17 protein-coding genes are annotated in these 21,481 nt (G+C 62.4%); 8 read left to right on the top strand and 9 right to left on the bottom strand.

The features are described from left to right. The first annotated feature begins 442 nt into the window (after positions 1–442). A complete protein-coding gene (locus tag P3R82_RS13530; protein WP_283194216.1) occupies positions 443–1,321 on the top strand; it encodes a hypothetical protein in 879 nt (292 codons plus the stop codon). A gap of 4 nt (positions 1,322–1,325) precedes the next feature. On the opposite strand, the gene P3R82_RS13525 is transcribed toward P3R82_RS13530, so the two are convergent. Next, complete coding sequence (locus P3R82_RS13525) at positions 1,326–1,778, bottom strand: GatB/YqeY domain-containing protein (protein ID WP_283194215.1); 453 nt, start codon at positions 1,776–1,778, stop codon at positions 1,326–1,328. A 272-nt stretch (positions 1,779–2,050) separates the two neighbouring features. Between P3R82_RS13525 and carA the strand changes: the two genes are divergently transcribed. Then, the gene (gene carA / locus P3R82_RS13520; RefSeq protein ID WP_283194214.1) at positions 2,051–3,256 is read left to right on the top strand and encodes a glutamine-hydrolyzing carbamoyl-phosphate synthase small subunit; all 1,206 of its coding nucleotides are present in this window, start codon (positions 2,051–2,053) and stop codon (positions 3,254–3,256) included. A 166-nt stretch (positions 3,257–3,422) separates the two neighbouring features. Beyond that, entirely contained in the window at positions 3,423–4,463 is a 1,041-nt protein-coding gene (locus P3R82_RS13515) for an acyltransferase (RefSeq protein ID WP_283194213.1), read from the top strand. Between the two features lie 9 nt (positions 4,464–4,472). On the opposite strand, the gene P3R82_RS13510 is transcribed toward P3R82_RS13515, so the two are convergent. The 5 genes from P3R82_RS13510 to P3R82_RS13490 form a co-directional block, all read right to left on the bottom strand. Next, complete coding sequence (locus P3R82_RS13510; RefSeq protein ID WP_283194212.1) at positions 4,473–5,861, bottom strand: MATE family efflux transporter; 1,389 nt, start codon at positions 5,859–5,861, stop codon at positions 4,473–4,475. 138 nt (positions 5,862–5,999) lie between these two features. Next, positions 6,000–7,247 carry a TCR/Tet family MFS transporter gene (locus tag P3R82_RS13505; RefSeq protein WP_283194211.1) on the bottom strand — a complete coding sequence of 416 codons (1,248 nt, stop codon included), beginning with the start codon at positions 7,245–7,247 and terminating at the stop codon, positions 6,000–6,002. Positions 7,248–7,403: 156 nt separating this feature from the next. Next, positions 7,404–8,312: a LysR family transcriptional regulator gene (locus P3R82_RS13500; protein WP_283194210.1), complete on the bottom strand. Its 909-nt coding sequence runs from the start codon at positions 8,310–8,312 to the stop codon at positions 7,404–7,406. 95 nt (positions 8,313–8,407) lie between these two features. Then, positions 8,408–9,325, bottom strand: a complete 918-nt coding sequence (locus P3R82_RS13495) for a neutral zinc metallopeptidase (RefSeq protein WP_283194209.1) — start codon at positions 9,323–9,325, stop codon at positions 8,408–8,410. A gap of 95 nt (positions 9,326–9,420) precedes the next feature. After that, positions 9,421–10,530: a phosphatase PAP2 family protein gene (locus P3R82_RS13490; protein WP_283194208.1), complete on the bottom strand. Its 1,110-nt coding sequence runs from the start codon at positions 10,528–10,530 to the stop codon at positions 9,421–9,423. A gap of 231 nt (positions 10,531–10,761) precedes the next feature. Between P3R82_RS13490 and P3R82_RS13485 the strand changes: the two genes are divergently transcribed. The 3 genes from P3R82_RS13485 (at position 10,762) to P3R82_RS13475 (ending at position 16,889) form a co-directional block, all read left to right on the top strand. After that, a complete protein-coding gene (locus P3R82_RS13485) occupies positions 10,762–11,790 on the top strand; it encodes a zinc-dependent alcohol dehydrogenase family protein (protein WP_283196339.1) in 1,029 nt (342 codons plus the stop codon). A 161-nt stretch (positions 11,791–11,951) separates the two neighbouring features. Then, on the top strand, positions 11,952–15,440 hold the full coding sequence (gene carB, locus P3R82_RS13480; protein WP_018897435.1) for a carbamoyl-phosphate synthase large subunit: 3,489 nt from the start codon (positions 11,952–11,954) through the stop codon (positions 15,438–15,440). Between the two features lie 156 nt (positions 15,441–15,596). Further along, complete coding sequence (locus tag P3R82_RS13475) at positions 15,597–16,889, top strand: DUF2235 domain-containing protein (RefSeq protein WP_283194207.1); 1,293 nt, start codon at positions 15,597–15,599, stop codon at positions 16,887–16,889. Here P3R82_RS13475 and P3R82_RS13470 read toward each other — a convergent pair. Continuing rightward, on the bottom strand, positions 16,873–17,250 hold the full coding sequence (locus P3R82_RS13470) for a VOC family protein (RefSeq protein ID WP_283194206.1): 378 nt from the start codon (positions 17,248–17,250) through the stop codon (positions 16,873–16,875). The genes P3R82_RS13475 and P3R82_RS13470 overlap by 17 nt on opposite strands. 191 nt (positions 17,251–17,441) lie before the next feature. Between P3R82_RS13470 and P3R82_RS13465 the strand changes: the two genes are divergently transcribed. Then, positions 17,442–18,053 (top strand): hypothetical protein, encoded by a 612-nt coding sequence (locus P3R82_RS13465; RefSeq protein ID WP_283194205.1) that lies wholly within the window; start codon positions 17,442–17,444, stop codon positions 18,051–18,053. Here P3R82_RS13465 and P3R82_RS13460 read toward each other — a convergent pair. After that, positions 18,038–19,516, bottom strand: coding sequence for a UdgX family uracil-DNA binding protein (locus P3R82_RS13460; protein ID WP_283194204.1), 1,479 nt, complete (start codon positions 19,514–19,516; stop codon positions 18,038–18,040). The genes P3R82_RS13465 and P3R82_RS13460 overlap by 16 nt on opposite strands. Next, a complete protein-coding gene (locus tag P3R82_RS13455) occupies positions 19,516–20,748 on the bottom strand; it encodes a putative DNA modification/repair radical SAM protein (protein ID WP_283194203.1) in 1,233 nt (410 codons plus the stop codon). Before P3R82_RS13455 ends, P3R82_RS13460 begins: the two co-directional genes overlap by 1 nt. 247 nt (positions 20,749–20,995) lie before the next feature. Here P3R82_RS13455 and greA point away from each other — a divergent pair, with 247 nt between their 5' ends. Continuing rightward, complete coding sequence (greA, locus tag P3R82_RS13450; protein ID WP_018897430.1) at positions 20,996–21,472, top strand: transcription elongation factor GreA; 477 nt, start codon at positions 20,996–20,998, stop codon at positions 21,470–21,472. Positions 21,473–21,481 lie beyond the last annotated feature (9 nt).

The raw sequence follows: 21,481 nt of genomic DNA, 5'->3' as shown, positions 1-21,481 counted from the left end.
GAACCGCGCGCCTCGCAAATAAAACAAAGCCTTACGGTCGAGACTCGAATCCGATCGCGAGCCGGACACCCTAACTGGTGTTCGCTTTAAGGCGGCGATGCCCGCCAATTATTATATTTTTGTAATTTGAATCCGATGCCGCATCGCAATAACGTCTAACTCAACAAAGCGATCCCCTCGCAAGGCACCATCCCTACCCCCGGCGCCGCCTTGCAAGGGTGCCTTTGCAAATACCCGCTGATGTGGACCCAGGTCCTGCGTCGTCAGCCGGAGCAAAGAGCAAGAAGGCAGGAACGCCCCCAGTTCCTGCCTTCTCTAATTTCTACCTGACGTTTTATATTTTGGCCGGATCTGTCGATCTCAAGCAGATTCCACCAGCAATTGATTGACAGCCGTTGGTCTCGAGTCCAATGAAGGCGGCAACTTCGGATGGTTGCCAGGAATGCCACATAAGGTTGAAGAATTTTTAGAGAGTGACGCGTTTTTCGCGTTGGTTTTGGAATTCGCGCGCGAAATGCTCGCGATCTACCGCGAAAGCCCGCGCATCGCATCGATATTCGCCGCCCAGCAACGCTGGTTGATGGCCCAGCTCGGATTCGCGCTCTACTTCGGCTATCCCGACGATCCGAAGGGCGGCCTCTATTCCGGCCGCTTCATCGCCTTCGCCATCGAAAAGAAGATCGCCAGCCGCAACACGGCCGCCGCCTTCATGCAGGAAATGCTCGCCTATCGCTTCCTGCGCCCGGTCGAAAGCCCGTCCGACAAACGCACGCGACTGCTGGAGCCCACCGAGACCGCGTTCGAACACTTCCACAAGTGGCTCGCCGCTCACCTGATGATCCTCGACAATCTCGATGGCGGCCATCGCCTCGAGGCGGCGATGAAGGATCCGACGATCTTCGCCCGCATGCAGCCGCTGATCGCCAAGGGCATCATCGACAGCGACGCGGTGCGCGATCCCGGCAAGACCTACAATCTCTTCAACTGGGCGAACTCCGGCGGTCTCGTCATGGATCTGCTGATGACGCGGATCACCTCGCTTGACATCTCGATGGAGCGCGTCGCGATCGGCAGGCTGTCGCTGAAGGAGATCCGCGACCAGTTCATGATCTCGAACACGCATCTGAAGCGGCTGCTGTCGCAGGCCTCCGAGATGGACAGTATCGGCTGGTCCGAAGCCTCGTTCAAGGGCGAGACCTGGCTTTCCATGAAGTTCGTGCGGGAATATTGGGGCTATCAGGCCGCGAAATTCGCCGTGATCGACGCGGCCACCGAAAGCGTGCTCGGGCCCGCGGTCCCAAGGACCGCGCGCCTCGCTTGATCGATCAGTTCAAGAGTTCCTTGACGGCGCCCGATGCCTTGGAGAAATCCATCTGGCCGGCATAGCGCTCTTTCAGCACCGCCATCACCTTGCCCATGTCCTTCGGACCGGCGGCGCCCGTCTCGGCGATGATCGCCGCGATGTTGGCGCGCACATCCGCATCGGAAAGCTGCTTCGGCATGAAGTCCTGCACGACCTTGATCTCGGCGCGCTCCTTGGCGGCCAGTTCCGGACGGGAATTCTCTTCGTAGATCTTCGCCGATTCGTCGCGCTGCTTCACCATCTTGGCGAGGATCTGCAGGATTTCGTCGTCGCTGGCCTCTTCCTTGCCGGCGCCGCGATTGGCGATATCCCGGTCCTTGATCGCGGCCTGGATAAGGCGAACCGTCGAAAGACGCTCGGCATTCTTGGATTTCATCGCATCCTTGAGGGCGGCGGCGAATTGATCGCGCAACATCATAAACACTCCTATTGAATGCCGCTTCATAAACCAGACGAATGCATGGGATCAAATAAATTGCGAGACGCGGGCCATAAAGCGGCAGAAAACCCCTGGAATCTGCGGTACAAAGATTGACCTTGAGACATAGCGTGGGTATTTACCGCCACCTGCACCAAAATTCGTGATCAGGCCTGAGAGCGCGCGCCTTGCCGCGCGTACACGCTTGCGAACCAAAATGGCTGGCCAACGTTGCCCAAGGACGTCTGGCGGCCGGAAACGGGATGAAGATGACCGCGACAGCACCCTGGACAACCGAAAAGCCGACCGCCCTGCTCGTTCTGGCGGATGGCACAGTGATCGAAGGCAAGGGCATCGGCGCGACCGGCAAGGTCCAGGCCGAAGTGGTCTTCAACACCGCGCTGACCGGCTATGAAGAGATCATGACCGATCCCTCCTACCTCGGCCAGATCGTCACCTTCACCTTCCCGCATATCGGCAACATCGGCACCAATGACGAAGACATCGAAGACCTGACGCCGGCGGCACGCCATGGCGCGGTCGGTGTCATCTTCAAGGCCGACATGACCGACCCGTCCAACTACCGCGCCGTCAAGCATCTCGACGCCTGGCTGAAGGCCCGCGGCGTCATTGGCCTTTGCGGCGTCGACACCCGCGCGCTGACCGCCTGGATCCGCGAGAACGGCGCGCCGAACGCCGTCATCGCCCATGACCCGAACGGCGTCTTCGACATCGACACGCTGAAGGCCGAAGCCAAGGCCTGGAGCGGCCTCGAAGGCCTTGACCTCGCCAAGATCGCCTCCTCCGGCCAGTCGTCGCAGTGGTCGCAGACCCCGTGGATCTGGAACGAAGGCTACGGCGAACTGAAGGCCGAGGACGCCAAGTACCACGTCGTCTGCCTCGACTACGGCGTCAAGCGCAACATCCTGCGCCTGTTTGCCGGCCTCGATTGCAAGGTCACCGTGATGCCGGCAACGACGAGCGCCGAGGAAGTGCTCGCCATGCAGCCCGACGGCATCTTCCTGTCGAACGGCCCGGGCGACCCGGCCGCAACAGGAAAGTACGCCGTTCCGGTCATCCAGTCGCTGATCAAGACCGATATCCCCGTCTTCGGCATCTGCCTTGGCCACCAGATGCTGGGCCTGGCGCTCGGCGCCAAGACCGAAAAGATGCACCAGGGCCACCACGGCGCCAATCATCCGGTCAAGGACCATACGACGGGCAAGGTCGAGATCGTCTCGATGAACCACGGCTTCGCTGTCGACACGAAGTCGCTGCCTGAAGGCGTTGAGGAGACTCACGTTTCGCTCTTCGACGGCACCAATTGCGGCCTGCGTGTTTCCGGCAAGCAGATCTTCTCCGTCCAGCACCATCCGGAAGCCTCTCCCGGCCCGCAGGACAGCCACTATCTCTTCCGCCGCTTCATCAACATGGTGCGCGAGAAGAAGGGCGAAGCGGCGCTGGCCGAACGCTAAGCGCATATAAAGGTTGAAAGAGAGCGGCGCCCGGACACCCCGGCGCCGCTTTTTCATGTCCGGCCCCTGGGCATGGTCTTGCAGTCTCCTGTTAATCGCAAGTTAAGGCCGCCATCTCATCATCGGCGCCCAAGCCCGCGGGCAGTGCCGGCTTCAGGTGCCACCGATGCCAGAAAAGAAGCACATAGCCAGTCTCGACGGCTTGCGCGGCATGGCCGCCGCGGCGGTGGTCTTCTCGCACCTCGACCTGATCTTCCCGCCCCTCGCCCCCTTCATGATAACGGGGATCGGCGGCCGCGCCGTGGCGATCTTCTTCGCCCTCAGCGGCTTCCTGATGGCCTATCTCTATGGCGACCGGCCGATCAGCCGCAAGGCCGTGGCCGACTTCCTGGTCAGCCGCTTCTCGCGCATCTACCCGGTCTATCTCGTCGCCGTGCTTGTGGTCGTGGTTCTGTCGAACATTCCCGGCCTCGATTTCATCAACCCCATCCAGGGCGCCAGGGAAATCCTTCGCCACGTCCTGCTATTCGGCTCCACCGGCGTCCTGTGGTCGGTGCCGCCGGAGATACAGTTTTATCTGCTTTTTCCGCTGATCTGGCTGCTCTTCAGCGACACGAAACGCTACCAGGTGATCGGCGTGCTGCTTGCCGGCTTTCTCGCGCTCGATGCGCTCGCCGGCTTCCCCGGCCCCGGCATCCTGCTGGTCTCGAAGCTCGCCTTCTTCCTGTTCGGCGCCGCCGTCGGCCGGATGCAGCCGCTGTTGAACCGGCAATCGCCGGGCCTCGCCACGGGTGTGCTGGCGCTCACGCTGCCCTTCATCATCCTGGTGTCGAACCAGCTGTTTCCCAATGCGGACAACGCCTGGGGACTGGCGCCGGCCTTCGCGGGCGCGCTGGCCGTTCTGCTGGTGGCGCGCGAGCACCGGCTGTCGGCAGCCTTCTTCGCCGCCCGCCCGATGCGTTTCCTCGGCAAGATCAGCTTCTCGCTCTATCTCTTCCACGTGCCGGTGATGTTCCTGATGGGCAATGCCCTGTCGTCGGTGCTTCCGCTCTACGTCGTCGCACCGGCGGCACTGGTCGCGACCCTCATCATTGCCTGGATCAGTTACGAATGCATCGAGACCCCGGCCCGCCGGGCGCTGGTATCGCTCTGGCATGAACGGGGATCGAAGGTCATCGCCGACCCGCAGCCCGACACCCGCGTCTGAGCGACGGCGTTAGACCTCGCGCCGCATCAGGATGTAGAACCGCGCGCAGAGCATGACGGCCGCCGCGAGCAGGCCGATCAGGAAGCCGAGCCAGATGCCGATTCCGCCGAAGCCGAGCGGAAACGCCAGCGCCCAGGCGAGGAAGAAACCGATCGGCCAATAGGCGATTAGCGCCAGGATCATCGGCACGCGCGCATCCTTCAGCCCGCGCAACAGGCCGTTGGCGATCACCTGCAGTCCGTCCACCAGCTGGAAAAGCCCGGCAATCACGATCAGCGGTCCGGCATAGGCCAGCACCTGCGGCGCTTCCGCCGACTGCGTATCGAGGAACCAGGCCGCGAAGAAACCGGGCATGATCGCGAACAGCACCCCGCCGATCGCCGAAATGACGCAGGCGAGCACCGATACCGACACGGCCGCGCGCACCAGCGCCACGCGATCCCCCTGCCCGTGCGCGACGCCGACCCGCACGGTCGCCGCCTGCGACAGGCCGAGCGGGATCATGAAGGCGATCGATGCCCACTGCAGCGCGATCCCGTGCGCGGCAAGCTCGATCGTGCCGATCCGCCCCATCAAGAGCGACGCCATGGTGAACAGGCTGACCTCCGCGAGGATGGTCACGCTGATCGGCAACCCCAGGCGCACGACCTCGAAGAAGGCCTTCCAGTCCGGCCGCCAGAAGCGAACTAGTATCTCGTAGCGCCGGGTCTCCGGCCGGCGCTGGACATAGGCCAGGATGAAGAAGAAGCCCGCCGTCTGCACCACCACCGAGACGATCGCCGCCCCGCGCAGCCCCATGGCCGGCAGGCCGAAATGGCCGAGCACCAGCGGGTAGGCGAAGGCGGCGTTCAGCACCAGCATGGCGATCGTGACATTGAGGACGACGGCTGCCTTGCCGATGGCGCTGACCAGCGCGCGCAACACGTTGTAGAGCAGCCCCGGCAGCACCGCGAACTGACCGATGACGATGTAGCCATGCGCCAGCGCCGCCACCTCGGGCTTCTGCCCGGCGGCAAGCAGTATCTGCTCCGAGTTGAGGAAAACAGGCAGCATCAGCACCCAATAGGCGAGAACCACCCACAGGCCCATGCGCAGCGACCGGCGCACGCTGACGACGTCACCACGGCCATAGGCCTGCGCCACCATCGGAATGACGGCGATCGAAAAGCCGGAGCCGAAGACGAGGATCGTGAACAGGAATTGGCCGGCCAGCACCATGGCCGCCAGATTCTCGGCCCCGAGCCGCCCGACGATCATCACGTCGGTGGTATTGATGCCGAGCTGCGCCAGCTGCGCGCCGATCAGCGGCACGCCGAGCGCCAGCGTCGCGCGGAAATGCGCGCTCCAACGGTTATCGGTTGTCGGCGCCAGCTTTCGCGCGTCGATCGGCGTATCCATGACGGTGTCCCGTGAACTGATGTGAATGGTCGCAAAGCGCGACAATATCACCAGCCTCTAGCGGAAATCCCGATGAAGTGACACCCGAAAACATGCAGGTGATGAAATATTCATCATCACATCATCAATTCTGATCGATCACTCCGCCGCCTGGCCGAACGCCTTGCCGGTCTTGGAAATCCGCACCCGCAGCAGGAACACCAGCGTGGCGATCAGGATGAAGACCGCCGCCATCAGGAAGGGCGCGCCCGCGAAGGTGACCGGCGCATCCGGCTTGGTGAAATAGCCGAACATCTGAGTGAAGATCAGCGGCCCGATGATCGTCGTGATGCTGCTGAGGCTCGTCAGCGCCCCCTGCAGCTCACCCTGCGCCGAGGGCGGCACCTTGCCGGCGGCAATGCTGCGGAGCGGCGGATCGGCGATGTTTTCCATCACCGTGAGCACGATGACCACATAGACCACCCATCCCTCCCAGGCAAAGGCATAGCCCGTCAGGCCGACGACCGAGAAGCAGAGCCCGACCACCGCCGTCTTCCACTCGCCGAGAACAGGCACGATCCTCGGCAGCACCAGCGCCATGACGATGGCAGCGCCGATCCCGTATATGCCGAGCGAAAGCCCGATCTCGCCCTCGCTCCAATTGTAGCGGTAGCTGGTGACGAACGACCAGACGGCCGGATAGACGGCGTGCGCCAGCCAGAACAGGAACATGACGGCGGCGACCCAGCCGATGCCGGGATAATGCCGCATCTGCTTCAGCGCGCCGAGCGGATTGGCCCGCTTCCATTCGAATGCGCGGCGGTTCTTGGCGTCCAGCGTTTCCGGCAGGAGAAACCATGCGGCGACGAAATTCAGGAAGGAGACGGCGGCGGCGCCATAGAATGGCACGCGCGGCCCGAACTCGCCGAGAAAGCCGCCGATGACCGGGCCGACGGTAAAGCCGACGCCGAAGGCGATACCGATCAGCCCGAAGTTCTTGGCGCGGTTCTCCTCGGTGCTGATGTCGGCGATATAGGCCGAGCAGGTGGCGAAGCTGCCGCCGCTCAGCCCCGCAAGCATGCGGCCGATGAACAGCATCCAGAAACTGGTCGCCACCGCGCAGATCAGATTGTCGATCGCGAAGGTCAGAACGGACAGCAGCAGGATCGGCCGCCGGCCGAAGCGATCGCTGAGATTGCCGAGCAGCGGCGCGAACAGGAACTGCATGCCGGCATAGACGACCAGCAACCAGCCGCCATCGAGCGCCGCATCGCTGACCGAACCGCCTGTCAGTTGCTCCAGATAGGCGGGCAGCACCGGCATGATGATCGCGATCCCGATCACGTCGAGAAACAGGATCATGAAAACGAGAAAAAGCCCACGGCGGACGAATTTGGGGTCGAGCATGCGAGGTCTCTACAGCGGTTTGTTTTCTGGAAAGACGATCTCATCGCCGCACAAGCTACATACCGCACGCAAGCAGGCGAAACAATACGTGAACATTTCAATTGTTTTGATAGGCTCACGACTTCCGTTGATGGCGAAGCGGAACAAATCGCGCACTCAGCGCCCTTTTTGCGGCTCCGCCTTTATGAAGTCGACGAAGGCGCGCAAGGCCGCCGGCATGTGGCGGCGGCTGGCGTAATAGAGGAAGGGCCCGGAGAATTCCGTCACCCACTCTTCCAGAATGAGCTGCAGCCGCCCGGCCTCGACTTCGGGCATCAGCAACTCCTCGAAGGTGCGCATGACGCCGAGACCGGCGACGGCCGCGCCAACCTCGATCTCGATCGCATTGGCCGACACCTGCCCCGTCGGCGTGATCATCAGCGTCTCGCCATTCCGGTCGAACTCCCACGGCGTTGCGCTCGTACCGCTCAGGAACCGGTGGATGATGCAATCGTGGTCGATGAGATCGCGCGGATGCCGCGGCATTCCGCGACGCTCGAGGTAATCGGGCGACGCGGCCGTCACATAGCGCTGCCGCCGCGGACCGATCGGCACCGCGATCATGTCGCGCTCCAGCCGCTCGTCGTAGCGAATGCCGGCATCGTAGCCGGCGGCCAGAACGTCGATGAAGCTGTCCTCGGCGATCACCTCGATCCGCACCTTCGGATGGAGCGTCAGGAAGCGGTTGACGATACCGGGCAGGAAGGTGCGCGCCACGATCGTCGGCACGTTGAGCCTGAGCGTGCCCGAAGGTCCGTCACGGAAGCTGTCGAGCTGTCCGAGCGCCGATGCCACCTCGCCCAACGCCGGCGCCAGTCTCTCGAGCAACCGCTGCCCTGCCTCCGTCGGCGTCACGCTGCGGGTCGTCCGGTTGAGAAGCCGGACCCCCAGCCGCTCCTCCAGCCTTCTCAGCGGATCGCTGAGCGACGAGGCCGAAACGCCGCGCTTGCGCGCCGCCGCGCGAAAGCTGCGCTCCCTGGCGATCGCCGTGAAGGCGTCGAGCTCGCTGAGCGGAAGATCATCCATTGTTCATTGTCCCGCACGATGGGTTCGCATTGAGCCGAACCATCGCACAACGGCGCGCAGGACGAAAGGCGTGGGACCTGGCCGGCAGATATCCGTCAGACGGGACCGGAGAAGGTGTCGCAGGCCTGGAGCTGGCCGCTGTCGAAGCCGCGCTGGAACCACTTCATGCGCTGCGCCGAAGTACCGTGGTTGAAGCTTTCCGGCACGACATAGCCCTGGCTGCGCTTCTGCAGCGTATCGTCGCCGATCTGCTGCGCGGCGTTCAACGCCTCCTCGAGGTCGCCCGCTTCCAATATGCCCTTCTGCTGGGTGAACTTGCCCCAGATACCGGCGTAGCAATCGGCCTGCAGTTCGACGCGCACCGACATCTTGTTGGCATCGGCCTCGCTCATGCGCTGCCGCGCCTCGTTGAACTTGGGCAGGATGCCGAGCAGGTTCTGCACGTGATGGCCCACCTCGTGGGACACGACATAGGCCTCGGCGAAATCGCCGGATGCGCCGAACTTGCGGCTGAGTTCGTTGAAGAAGGCCGTATCGAGATAGACCTTGCGATCGCTCGGGCAGTAGAACGGTCCGGTCGCGGCCGACGCGAAGCCGCAGCCCGATTGCGTCTGGCCGGAAAACAGAACGAGACGCGGCTCCTCGTAATTGCTGCCCATCGACTGGAAGATGCCGTTCCAGGTGTCCTCCGTTTCGGCGAGCACCGTCCGCACGAAGGCGGTCATCTCGTCGTTGGCGGGCGCCTGGCCGCCGCTGGACTGGCTCTGCTCGTAGCCAGGCCCGCTGGACATGCCGCCATCCATCACCTGCAGCAGATCGATGCCCATGGCCTTGAAAATCAGATAGAGCACGACGAGGAAGATGATGGTGCCGATGCTGAGCCCGCCGCCGCGCCGGCCCATTCCGCCGCCGGACGGGAAGCTGAAGCCGCCCCCTCTTCCAAGGCCCCCCATGGAAGGATCACCGCGACGATCCTCGATATTGTCGGACTGACGCCGGCCTTTCCATTCCATGTTGATCTCCCCGCAGAGGCTGCTTTCTCTCTCATCCCTTATATATCCGGGGAAACGGGAAATTCCAGCCGATTTCAGCCATCGGCCTTAGCCGATCAGGCGCCGAGCGTCACGCCGCCGGAAGGCGTCCTCATCGACACCTCGGGCGCGGGGCTCATCAGCCAGCGCAAGCCGTAGTGCAGCAACGCCACCACCAGGATCGAAGCGTATCCGTCCACGGCATAGTGCCAGCCGAGAAAAACCGAACTCGCCATGATCAAGCCCACATAGGCAAAGGCGATGGCGCCTGCCCTCGGCGATATCTCTGCAATGAAGAAGGCGTTGCAGGCAATCAGTGCCACATGCACGCTCGGGAAGGCGGAAATGCCGGAGCCGAGCCCCGCCATTCCGCTCTCGTGGAGCGACCAGAGATAGTGTTGAAAGGCCGCGGCGGTGCTGGCCCAGTCACCGGACGCCAGCATCTGGCGCAGGCCGGCGAAACGCTCCGTATCGCCGGTCACGGCACCGTAGAACGCCGGCCCCGCCGAGGTGAAAAACCCCGCGAGAATGTTGCCGCAGACGATCCAGACCAGCATGAACATGCTGACATAGTGCACGCGAACGGCCGCGGCCGACGTCACGACATAGAACAATATGCCGAAGCAGATGAGAAACCAGAGTGCGCCGTAGTTCCAGTCGATAAGCCACCGCAGGACGGCGCTTGCGGAAAGACTTTCGAGAAACAGCCAAGGATCCGTTCCGAAAGAAAGCCATCGGTCGACATCGGCCAGGGTGCGATCGTAGAGAAAACCGCCGCGCAGAAAGGGCAGGATATTCTTGATCGAGGTGAACGTGCCTTGAAAGAACATCAGCGCCATCATCAGCGCCATGCCCGACAGAAGGTGCGCGACCCGCTCCGGCATCAGCATCGCCTGCATGGCGCTCATGCGCGGCTCGTTCTTGCGCACGACCGCCCAGGCCCAGGCGGCAAGAAGCGTCACCGCCGGCATGAACAGCAGGAACAGATAGGTCCACTGGCCGAAGTAAATGCTGTAGGCCATCTGGGCGCCTTGCCCGCTGACGACCATCAGCGTCAGGCCGACGAGACAATAGGCGCCAATGGCCATGTATAGCCAAAGGTCCTCGACGAGGCGCGCTCCGACGGCCGCGATCAGCCGCGCATGCCATTGCCTGGCCGTGATAGCCGTCCTCGCCCCTGTAGTCATCACAGACCCGCCCATCCAGAGAGAAACGCTGACCCTCATCGTTTCACCGACAATAGAAAGCCTACTAACCATTAATATTTACTGAAGACTATGTATTCAGAAGTTGCACTTGGAAAAGAGCGAAGTATAGCCGAACCGATCGATTGCCGGCGCGAAGGGACAAGCCGCTTGACGCGGTTGCGGCTTTCACTTCTTCTGCGCATGGGGAGAAAATGCTGGAGGAAAAGCATGATGAGAGCCGTGCGGCTCGAAGCGACGGGCCGACTTCACCTGCAGGAGGTCGAAAAGCCTTTGCCGGGAGGGGGAGAACTCCTGATACGCATAGAAGCCTGCGGCATATGCGGCACCGATCGGCACCTGTTCCACGGCGAATTTCCGGCCAGCCCGCCTGTGACGCTCGGCCATGAATTCACCGGCATCGTCGAGCAGGTCGGCCCTGGTGTCGGCGGTTTTCGAGAGGGGATGCGCATCACCGTCGACCCGAACATCGCCTGCGGCCGCTGCCCGCAGTGCCAGCGCGGCAAAATCAACCTGTGCGAGAATCTGCAAGCCATCGGAATCCACAGGGATGGTGGCTTCGCGGAGCATGCCGTCATCCCGGAAAAGCAGGCCTTCGCGCTGCCAGATGACATCGATCCCGTCCACGGCGCCTTCTGCGAACCGCTCGCCTGCTGCCTGCACGGCATCGACCTTGCCGGGATCAAGACCGGCGCCTCGGTCGTCGTGCTCGGTGGCGGCGTGATCGGCCTGCTGGTAGTCCAGCTCGCCCGCCTCGCCGGCGCCACCGATGTCCTCCTCGTCACCCGCAGCGCCGACAAGCGCCGGCTCGGGGAAACGCTCGGCGCGACGGCTTCGATCGATCCCGGCAGCGGCGGCTTCCCGCAAGGCCTGATCTCCGCCGACGGATTGCTGCCCGGTGGCGCCGATGTCGTCATCGAATGCGCCGGCGTCAGGGAGACCATCGAACAGGCGCCGTCGCTTGCGCGCAGCGGCGGTACGGTCGTCATCCTCGGCGTCATGCCTAAGGGCGCGAAAGTATCGATCGAGCCGTTCGACCTTCTGTTTCGCGAGGTCAGCCTGATCAGCTCGTTCATCAATCCCTTCACGCACAGGCGCGCTGCGGACCTGATCGTATCGGGCGCGATCAAGGTCGAGCCGCTGATCTCGCGCCGCATCGGCCTTCGCGAGGCGGTGGAAGCGATCAGCAATCCGGCCCGTCCCGGCGAGATTCGCGCCCTCGTTTTGCCGGGTCTTGGCTAGCCCTTTCCGATTCCTGTCGATTCCGTAAATTATGGGGTTCCGTTCACGGATACATTTGCCTATAAGCCGCTTCTAGCCTGAAAAGACCATCATATGCGCGACCCGGCCGGTGCCTCCCACCCTGGCCGGCTTTCTGCGCAGCTAGGAAACGGAAAAAGCCCATGCCGAAGCGCCAAGACATCAAATCGATCCTCATCATCGGCGCAGGACCGATCGTCATTGGCCAGGCATGCGAATTCGACTACTCCGGCACACAGGCCTGCAAGGCGCTGAAGGAGGAAGGCTACCGCGTCATCCTCGTCAACTCCAACCCGGCCACGATCATGACCGACCCGGGCCTGGCCGACGCGACCTATGTCGAGCCGATCACCCCCGAAGTCGTCGCCAAGATCATCGCCAAGGAGCGCCCCGACGCGCTGCTGCCGACCATGGGCGGCCAGACGGCGCTGAATACCGCTCTTTCCCTGAAGCGCATGGGCGTTCTCGACCGCTACAATGTCGAGATGATCGGCGCCAAGCCGGCCGCCATCGACATGGCCGAAGACCGCGCGCTGTTCCGCGAAGCCATGGACCGCATCGGCCTCGAAACCCCGCGCTCGATGCTCGCCAACGCTACCGACATCAAGGATGCCGACCGCAAGACGCATGAAGCCGAGCGCAACAAGCTGAAGGAAAGCCTTTCCGGCGCCGAACTCGACAAGGCGCTCGACGCGCTGGAAAACCAGTGGAACCTCGGCGAGACCGACCGCAAGCAGCGCTACATCAGTCACGCCATGGCCATTGCCGCCCAGGCGATCGACGTCGTCGGCCTGCCCGCCATCATCCGCCCCTCCTTCACCATGGGCGGCACCGGCGGCGGCATCGCCTATAACCGTTCGGAGTTCTTCGAAATCATCGGCGGCGGCCTCGATGCCTCCCCGACGACGGAAGTCCTGATCGAGGAATCGGTTCTCGGCTGGAAGGAGTATGAAATGGAAGTCGTCCGCGACAAGGCGGACAACTGCATCATCATCTGCTCGATCGAAAACATCGACCCGATGGGCGTCCACACTGGCGATTCCATCACCGTCGCGCCGGCGCTGACGCTGACCGACAAGGAATACCAGATGATGCGCAACGCCTCGATCGCGGTTCTGCGCGAGATCGGCGTTGAAACCGGCGGCTCGAACGTCCAGTTCGCCGTCAACCCGAAGGACGGCCGCCTCGTCGTCATCGAAATGAACCCGCGCGTCTCGCGCTCCTCGGCTCTCGCGTCGAAGGCCACCGGCTTCCCGATCGCCAAGGTCGCCGCCAAGCTCGCCATCGGCTACACGCTCGACGAACTCGACAACGACATCACCGGCGGCGCGACGCCCGCTTCGTTCGAACCGTCGATCGACTACGTCGTCACCAAGATCCCGCGTTTCGCATTCGAGAAGTTCCCGGGCGCCTCGCCGGTCCTGACCACCGCCATGAAGTCGGTCGGTGAAGTCATGGCAATCGGCCGCACCTTCGCCGAATCGCTGCAGAAGGCGCTGCGCGGTCTCGAAACCGGCCTTACCGGCCTCGACGAAATCGAGATCCCCGGCGTCGAGGAAGGCGAAGGCAGCCAGAACGCCATTCGCGCCGCCATCGGCACGCCGACGCCGGATCGCCTGCGCATGGTCGCCCAGGCGCTGCGCATGGGCATGAGCCCCGAGGAAGTGCACGAAGGCTGCAAGATCGACCCGTGGTTCATCGCCCAGTTCAAGGCGATCATCGACATGGAAGCCCGCGTTCGCGAGCACGGCCTGCCCACCGACGCCGCAAACCTGCGCACGCTGAAGGCCATGGGCTTCTCCGACGCGCGTCTCGCAACCCTCTCCGGCAAGCGCCCGAAGGAAGTGGCCGAGCTGCGCAATTCGCTGAATGTCCGCCCGGTCTTCAAGCGCATCGACACCTGCGCTGCCGAATTCGCCTCGCCGACCGCCTACATGTATTCCAGCTACGAGACGCCCTTCGTCGGCGCCGCCCGTTCGGAAGCCGAAATCTCCGACCGCAAGAAGGTCGTCATCCTCGGCGGCGGTCCGAACCGTATCGGCCAGGGCATCGAGTTCGACTATTGCTGCTGCCATGCCGCGTTCGCCCTGCGCGACGCCGGCTATGAAGCCATCATGATCAACTGCAACCCGGAAACGGTCTCGACCGACTACGACACCTCCGATCGCCTCTACTTCGAGCCGCTGACGGCAGAAGACGTTATCGAGATCCTGCGCGCTGAGCAGGAAAAGGGCGAAGTCGTCGGCGTCATCGTGCAGTTCGGCGGCCAGACCCCGCTGAAGCTCGCCGAAGCGCTGGAAAAGAACGGCATCCCGATCCTCGGCACCGCGCCCGACATGATCGACCTTGCCGAAGACCGCGACCGCTTCCAGAAGCTCCTGATCAAGCTCGACCTGACGCAGCCGAACAACGGCATCGCCTACTCGGTCGAACAGGCCCGCCTGGTCGCCACCGAGATCGGCTTCCCGCTGGTCGTTCGCCCGTCCTACGTTCTGGGTGGCCGCGCCATGCAGATCATCCACAACGAGAGCATGCTGCAGACCTACCTGCTCGACACCGTTCCGGAACTGGTGCCTGAAGACATCAAGCAGCGCTACCCGAACGACAAGACCGGCCAGATCAACACCCTGCTCGGCAAGAACCCGCTGCTTTTCGACAGCTACCTGTCGAACGCCATCGAAGTCGATGTCGACTGCCTCTCGGACGGCAAGGACGCCTTCATCGCCGGCATCATGGAGCACATCGAGGAAGCCGGCATTCACTCCGGTGACTCAGCCTGCTCGCTGCCGCCACGTACGCTGTCCGCCGAAATGATCGACGAGCTCGAGCGTCAGGCGAAGTCGATGGCCAAGGCACTGAACGTCGTCGGCCTGATGAACGTCCAGTTCGCCATCAAGGACGGCACCGTCTACGTGCTCGAAGTGAACCCGCGCGCCTCGCGTACCGTTCCCTTCGTCGCCAAGACGATTGGCGCCCCGATCGCCAAGATCGCCGCCCGCGCCATGGCCGGCGAAAAGCTCGATCCGCTGTTTGCCGCCTATGGCGAGAAGCCGGATCCGCGCAACCTGAAGCACATCGCCGTCAAGGAAGCCGTCTTCCCGTTCGCCCGCTTCCCAGGTGTCGACACGCTGCTCGGCCCGGAAATGCGCTCGACCGGCGAAGTCATCGGCCTCGACACCGATTTCGCGCTGGCCTTCGCCAAGTCGCAGCTCGGCGCCAGCGTCGAACTGCCGCGTGATGGAACGGTCTTCGTATCGGTGCGCGACGACGACAAGCCGCGCGTGCTACCCGCGATCCGCATGCTGGTCGAACAGGGCTTCAAGGTTCTTGCCACCGGCGGCACCGCCCGCTTCCTCGCCGAAAACGGCATCGAGGCCGTGAAGATCAACAAGGTGCTCGAGGGCCGTCCGCACATCGAAGACGCCATCCGCAACCGTCAGGTCCAGCTGGTCATCAACACGACGGACTCGAACAAGGCGATCTCCGATTCGAAGTCGCTGCGCCGCGCGACGCTGATGCAGAAGGTGCCTTATTACACCACCATGGCCGGCGCCGAGGCAGCCGCCCAGGCAATCAAGGCGCTGAAGGCCGGCAACCTCGAGGTTCGCCCGCTGCAGAGCTACTTCGCCTGATAGATCAAAGCCGGCCGTGATCCTTCACGGCCGGCCTTTTCGCCGCACGACGGCCAGCGTGACAACACGCCGAAGTGTCGCAAAACGCGACAATCCACCTGAGATTTCAAACCCTTTGCGATCATGTTACGATATCCCCACACGTGAGGGGCATCGATGGGCAAGAATATCGTCATTCTGTTCGATGGCACGTCGAACGAAATCTCCGCCGACCGAACCAATATTCTCAGGCTATTCGGCGTTCTCGACCGCAGCGACAAACAGATCGTCTACTACGATCCCGGCGTCGGCACCTTCGGCGCCGCCAATGCCTGGTCCAACGCCTATCGCAAGACGGTCGAACTCTGGGGCCTGGCAACCGGCTGGGGCCTCGACCAGAACGTCAAGGAGGCCTACCGCTTCCTCGTCGACAATTACGAGCCCGGCGAACCGGGAGACGACGAGGAATACCGGGATCGCGACAACATCTACATCTTCGGCTTCAGCCGCGGCGCCTATACGGCGCGGGTGCTGGCAGGCTTCGTGCATTCGCTCGGGCTGATGAGCAAGTACCACGTCAACCTGATCGACTACGCCTACAACACCTACAAGGGCATCTCCGAAAGCGAGCAGCAGCAGGGCGGAGCGGATGCCGCCGATGTCGATTGGGATGCGCCCTCGGCCTTCAAGACCATGCGCCTCTACGAGCGCACGCTGAAGACCGACCGCCCGCCGATCAAGCTGCTCGGCCTCTTCGACACCGTGTCCTCGGTCATCGTCTGGGGAAAATGGCGCCCGCAATTCCTGACGCTTCCCTTCACCGATCGCAATCCGAGCGTCGAAGTGGTGCGCCACGCGCTCGCCATCGATGAGCGGCGAACCACGTTCAACCCACTGCCATGGCGACAAGGGCAGGACTATTGGGGCGGCCCCTTCAAGCCACCCGCCCCGTCCCCGCAGAACGTGAAGGAAGTCTGGTTCTCAGGCGTCCACGGCGATATCGGTGGCGGCTATCCGGAAGCGGAAAGCGCCGCGATCAAGATACCGCTCGCCTGGATGATCGCCGAGACCCGAAGCACCGGCCTCACCTACAATAACGACGCGGTCAACGAACTCGTCCATGGCGACAACCCGACCAAGAGCTATGTCCGACCGGCCCCAGCGGCACCGCTGCACGACTCCATGAACAGGGCATGGCGACTGCTCGAATATGTGCCGAGGCGTGTGCCGATCACCTCCTGGCGCAAGCGCGGCGACACGACGCGCATCTACCTGCCGCTGGCCGATCGCCGCTTCATCCCCGACGGCGCCTCGCTGCACCAATCCGTCATCGACCGATTGTCGTCGACGACAGCACCGCCCTACGCCCCGCCAAACCTGCCGCTGCGCTTTGAGACGGAGCCCTGGAGCAACGACGGCCCGCCACCATCAGAAGATTCGGAGGTTGTTCCGATCACTCCGGCCGCTTGAAATAGGCCTCAAGCCGATACCCATCAGGATCGATGACGAAGGCGGCATAATAGAACTGGCTGTAATCCGGCCGCACGCCTGGCGCACCATTATCGGTTCCGCCATTGGCAAGCCCGGCCGCGTAAAACGCATCGACGGACTCCTCGCTCGGCGCGACGAAGCAGAAATGCAGGCCCGATTCCATATCGGGCGCCACAGGCCGCGCCACTTCACCGACCCACAGCCCCACCCGATCGGCGCCATAGCCGCTGACATTGCCGAAGTTCGTCAACCGCTCATAGCCGAGCGGCGCCAGCGCGGCGTCGTAGAACGCTTGCGACTTCTCAAGGCTCTTCACACCAATCGACACATGATCGAACATAAACGGTCTCCAGATTGCTTCGTCGGCAACGCTACAACATTCGCGCCGAAGCGCCATGGCAATTCGCAAGACGAGGCAGGTCATGACTTCCCAGCGCGACACTCCGGCGCGCCCTATCCGAGAGGATGAATTGACAAACACCAATAGATTGCAATAGCATCACCTAATTTAATCGGGACTGGGGAACGAAGATGAACACTAGCGGATCGTGGCTAGCCGCCAATTACTCATATCTCATCGGCCTGACACCAATCATTATTGGCGCGGTAATCCTGATCGCGTGCTGCATTGCCGTTCTCCGCAACCAGACAACGGCTGCCCTTCTTGGCGTAGTGGCATTCGGAACAGCACTATGCGGTTCCGCGGTCTTCGCGAATATTTCCTGGGGGAAGGAAGAAGGAAAAATCGAAACAATCGCAGGAGCTCTAGCTCTGGCGTCCGGCGCATCGGACAAAAATCGAACCGCAATCAACGGCTTGAAAGAGGCTCTTGTTACGTTAAGAACTCAGGTCGACAGAATTATAGCCGCCCAGGCAGCGTCTTCGGCCGCAACTGGGCCCGCTTCGCCAAAATCAAGTGGAAATGCCATATTCTGCGCGGCCTCTCCGGAACTTTGCAAAGATGGCGGTGTAACGTCGCAGCCAACATTCGACTGGAACTCCATAGAGAGTGATCTCAAGAAATTCGATAGCGATATTGGCGGAGTAAGTAACTCAGTAAATTCCAGTCAATCAAAGTTGAAAGAGCTAAACAGCAAGCTCCAAAACATCTCGCCCGACATTACCGATCAATGGCTAAAATAGTGCGCCATCCCGGCCATCAGCTCCCGCACCCGCACCATGTCCGCCCGAAACAGCGCCATCTCCTCGGCCTTCAGCCGCTCGTCGGGAATGCGCAGCAGATAGGACGGGTGGACGGTGACGAACAGTGTTCGCTCCTTGCCCATCCTGATCGGCTGCCCCCTGATATCGGACAGCTTGTGCTTCGTATCCGTCAGCGCCGTCAGCGCGGTGGCGCCCATGGCGACGATCAGCTTCGGCTTGACGAGCTCGATCTCCAGATTGAGCCACCAGCGGCAATGCGTAACCTCGCCTATGTTCGGCCGCTGGTGGATGCGGCGCTTGCCGCGCGGCTCGTATTTGAAGTGCTTCACCGCATTGGTCACATAGACCGACTGCCGGTCGATCCCCGCCTCGCCGGCCACCTGGTCGAACACCTTGCCCGCAGGCCCCACGAACGGCCGCCCGGCGAGATCCTCCTGATCTCCAGGCTGCTCGCCGACGAACATAACGCTGGCATTTTCAGGCCCCTCGCCGAACACCGTCTGTGTCGCCTTCTCATGCAGCGGACAGCGCGTGCAGACGGCCGCCTCTTCACGTAGAGCCGCCAGCGTGCCCACGGGCGCCTGAGGTGCTGCGGGCACTCTGCGTGCGGCTTCCTGCAGCCGGTCGTGAAACGGCAGCGGCTCGCTGGCCTGGCGTTTCGCCATATCAAGAACCTTGCTTTCCGCATCGGCGATCATGCCGGGAATGAGATCGGCCTCGGGCAGGTTCTTCCAGTATTTCTTCGGCATCTCCGCCTGCATCGCCTTTACCTTGAGGCGGGCCGGATTGAAGATGTTGGCGTAATAGGTCCGCCACAGCTGGTCGGCCGGATCGGTGAGATCGGGCTTCTCGCAAGGATCATGGCTGACGGTCAGCTTCTCGCCGTCCCAGGCAGCCGAGCCCCTTGGTGTCGCGATCACCCAGTCCATGTCGTTGAACCGCTTCTGGAAGAACGGCGCCTTGCGGGCGACGATGTGATGATCCGGCTCGAACCAGGCAAGAAACTTCCGCCGCCCGTTGAGCGATATCCCCGAGCCGACCTCCTTGAACCGCACGAAGGCGGTCATCTTGTGGGCGTCGCGGCGCACGCTCTTGTCCATCGCGCGTGCCCGCGCCACGTCCTCGTCCGAGGCGACGTCGAGCAGCGAACGATCGCCTTGCAGCCGCCAGAGCAGCCGATAGAGCAGGTAGAACCGCATCGGATCGCTATGGCAGATCACGGCCTCCGCAAGCCCGATAAAGGCGGGCGGCACCGTCAACGGCTTGGAAGCATCGAGCGCCGGCAGCTTCGAAGACACTTCAGGCGCGGCAAACAGATCGGTCTCGCGATACCGCTCACGCCACTCGATCTCCTCGGGCGCGACACCCGAGGCAGCCAGCCGCCGCGCAGCGTCGCGCCACTCGGCCAATTCCCCCCGGCCCTCCAGCAACACGGTCATCATCACAGCAACGACAATTGTTCCGGCTTCGGCTCGAACATCGCCCTCAGATCCGGCCGGTCGATCAGCCGGCGCGGCGACCAGCCCTCGGCCGAAATGAACGCCTGCACCTTCTTGATCGACACGCCGAGCCGCGTCAGATCCTCGATCCTGAGCTTTCTGAAACGGCGCGCCGAGAGGATCGATTTCACCGTCTTCGTCCCCAGTCCCGGCACCCTCAGCAGCGTCTCGCGCGGCGCCCTGTTGATGTCGACGGGGAAATCGTTGCGGTTGCCGAGCGCCCAGGCGAGCTTGGGGTCGAGATTGAGATCGAGCATGCCGCCCTCCTGCGAGGACGTGATCTCGTCGATCCCGAAACCATAGAAGCGATAAAGCCAGTCGGCCTGGTAGAGGCGATGCTCGCGCATCAGCGGCGGCTTGATCAGTGGCAGGTTCTTCGACGAGTCGGGAATGGGGCTGAAGGCCGAGTAATAGACGCGCCTCAGCCCGTAGCTTCCGTAAAGCTGCGCACTGGTGCCGAGAATGGTCGCGTCATTGGCCCCGTCGGCACCGACGATCATCTGCGTGCTCTGCCCGCCCGGCACGAAACGCTTGCGCCGCTTGGTCTGCAATGTCGGCTCGGACGCCGCCTCGATCTTCAATCTCAAATCGCCCATCGAGCGGCGAATGCTGGCGGGCTTCTTTTCCGGCGCCAGCTGCGCGATGCCGCGATCGGTCGGAAGCTCGATGTTGAGCGACAGCCGGTCGGCGTAAAGCCCGGCTTCCTCGATCAGATGCGGCGAGGCCTCGGGAATGGATTTGAGGTGAATGTAGCCCCGGAAATTATGCGTGGTGCGCAGCTCGCGCACGATCCGCACCATCTCCTCCATCGTGTGGTCGGAGGAGCGGATGATCCCCGACGAGAGGAACAGCCCCTCGATATAATTGCGCCGATAGAACTCCAGCGTCAGCCAGATCACCTCTTCCGGCGTGAACCGCGCCCGCTCCACATTGCTGGAGGAGCGGTTGATGCAATAGGCGCAGTCGTAGATGCAGAAATTGGTGAGCAGTATCTTCAACAGCGAAATGCATCGTCCATCCGGCGCATAGGCGTGGCAGATGCCCGCACCTTCCGTCGAACCAAGCCCACCGCTCTTGCTGGAATCGCGCTTGGTCGTTCCGCTGGAGGCGCAGGAGGCATCATATTTGGCCGCGTCCGAGAGGATGGCCAACCGCTCTTCGAGTGACTTCTTCATGGCCATGTTCACTATATGTTCTATCGCTAACAGTCAAGAAAAGCCGCTTCCAATTGTCGTTTTTCAAGTTTGACGCGAAAAGCCATGAGGGGTTGCAAGTCGCTTCATCGAATTCTCTGGAAATCGACGGAGGCTATCTGCTATAAACGAAGCAGATAGCGTTTTGGCATGGTTCCGAAGTTCCCCTTCGGGACCTGTTTTCTTTTGTGTCTCTGCCTAGCCGACACAAGGACTGAAGGACAGGAAAATGGTTGATAAGGTACCGATGACGCAGGGTGGTTTCGTCAAGCTGCAGGAAGAACTGCGCTGGCGTCAGCAGGAAGAACGCCCGCGGATCATCGAGGCAATTGCCGAGGCCCGCGCCCATGGCGACCTGTCGGAAAACGCCGAGTACCATGCCGCCAAGGAAGCGCAGAGCCACAACGAAGGCCGCATCGGCGAACTCGAGGATCTGACGGCGCGCGCTGAAGTGATCGACCTCTCCAAGATGTCCGGCAGCACGATCAAGTTCGGCGCCAAGGTGAAGCTCGTCGACGAGGACACCGAGGAAGAAAAGACCTACCAGATCGTCGGCGACCAGGAAGCCGACGTGAAGGCCGGCCGCATCTCCATCTCCTCCCCGATCGCCCGCGCGCTGATCGGCAAGGAAGTCGGCGATTCCATCGAAGTCAACGCGCCAGGCGGCTCCAAGGCTTACGAAGTTCTGGCCATCACCTGGGGCTGAGGATCTTGG

The organism is Rhizobium sp. AN80A, from assembly GCF_030053015.1.
In the GTDB taxonomy this organism is placed as follows: domain Bacteria; phylum Pseudomonadota; class Alphaproteobacteria; order Rhizobiales; family Rhizobiaceae; genus Rhizobium; species Rhizobium metallidurans.
This window is presented reverse-complemented; position numbering and strand designations above follow the sequence as displayed.

Coding starts and splice junctions, on each gene's coding strand:
- P3R82_RS13500 (WP_283194210.1), bottom strand. CDS start 8,312: ATGGATGATCTTCCGCTCAGCGAGCTCGACGCCTTCACGGCGATCGCC.
- P3R82_RS13460 (WP_283194204.1), bottom strand. CDS start 19,516: ATGATGACCGTGTTGCTGGAGGGCCGGGGGGAATTGGCCGAGTGGCGC.
- P3R82_RS13515 (WP_283194213.1), top strand. CDS start 3,423: ATGCCAGAAAAGAAGCACATAGCCAGTCTCGACGGCTTGCGCGGCATG.
- P3R82_RS13490 (WP_283194208.1), bottom strand. CDS start 10,530: ATGACTACAGGGGCGAGGACGGCTATCACGGCCAGGCAATGGCATGCG.
- P3R82_RS13525 (WP_283194215.1), bottom strand. CDS start 1,778: ATGTTGCGCGATCAATTCGCCGCCGCCCTCAAGGATGCGATGAAATCC.
- carB (WP_018897435.1), top strand. CDS start 11,952: ATGCCGAAGCGCCAAGACATCAAATCGATCCTCATCATCGGCGCAGGA.
- P3R82_RS13530 (WP_283194216.1), top strand. CDS start 443: ATGCCACATAAGGTTGAAGAATTTTTAGAGAGTGACGCGTTTTTCGCG.
- P3R82_RS13495 (WP_283194209.1), bottom strand. CDS start 9,325: ATGGAATGGAAAGGCCGGCGTCAGTCCGACAATATCGAGGATCGTCGC.
- P3R82_RS13455 (WP_283194203.1), bottom strand. CDS start 20,748: ATGAAGAAGTCACTCGAAGAGCGGTTGGCCATCCTCTCGGACGCGGCC.
- P3R82_RS13470 (WP_283194206.1), bottom strand. CDS start 17,250: ATGTTCGATCATGTGTCGATTGGTGTGAAGAGCCTTGAGAAGTCGCAA.
- P3R82_RS13485 (WP_283196339.1), top strand. CDS start 10,762: ATGAGAGCCGTGCGGCTCGAAGCGACGGGCCGACTTCACCTGCAGGAG.
- greA (WP_018897430.1), top strand. CDS start 20,996: ATGGTTGATAAGGTACCGATGACGCAGGGTGGTTTCGTCAAGCTGCAG.
- P3R82_RS13475 (WP_283194207.1), top strand. CDS start 15,597: ATGGGCAAGAATATCGTCATTCTGTTCGATGGCACGTCGAACGAAATC.
- P3R82_RS13505 (WP_283194211.1), bottom strand. CDS start 7,247: ATGCTCGACCCCAAATTCGTCCGCCGTGGGCTTTTTCTCGTTTTCATG.
- P3R82_RS13510 (WP_283194212.1), bottom strand. CDS start 5,861: ATGGATACGCCGATCGACGCGCGAAAGCTGGCGCCGACAACCGATAAC.
- carA (WP_283194214.1), top strand. CDS start 2,051: ATGACCGCGACAGCACCCTGGACAACCGAAAAGCCGACCGCCCTGCTC.
- P3R82_RS13465 (WP_283194205.1), top strand. CDS start 17,442: ATGAACACTAGCGGATCGTGGCTAGCCGCCAATTACTCATATCTCATC.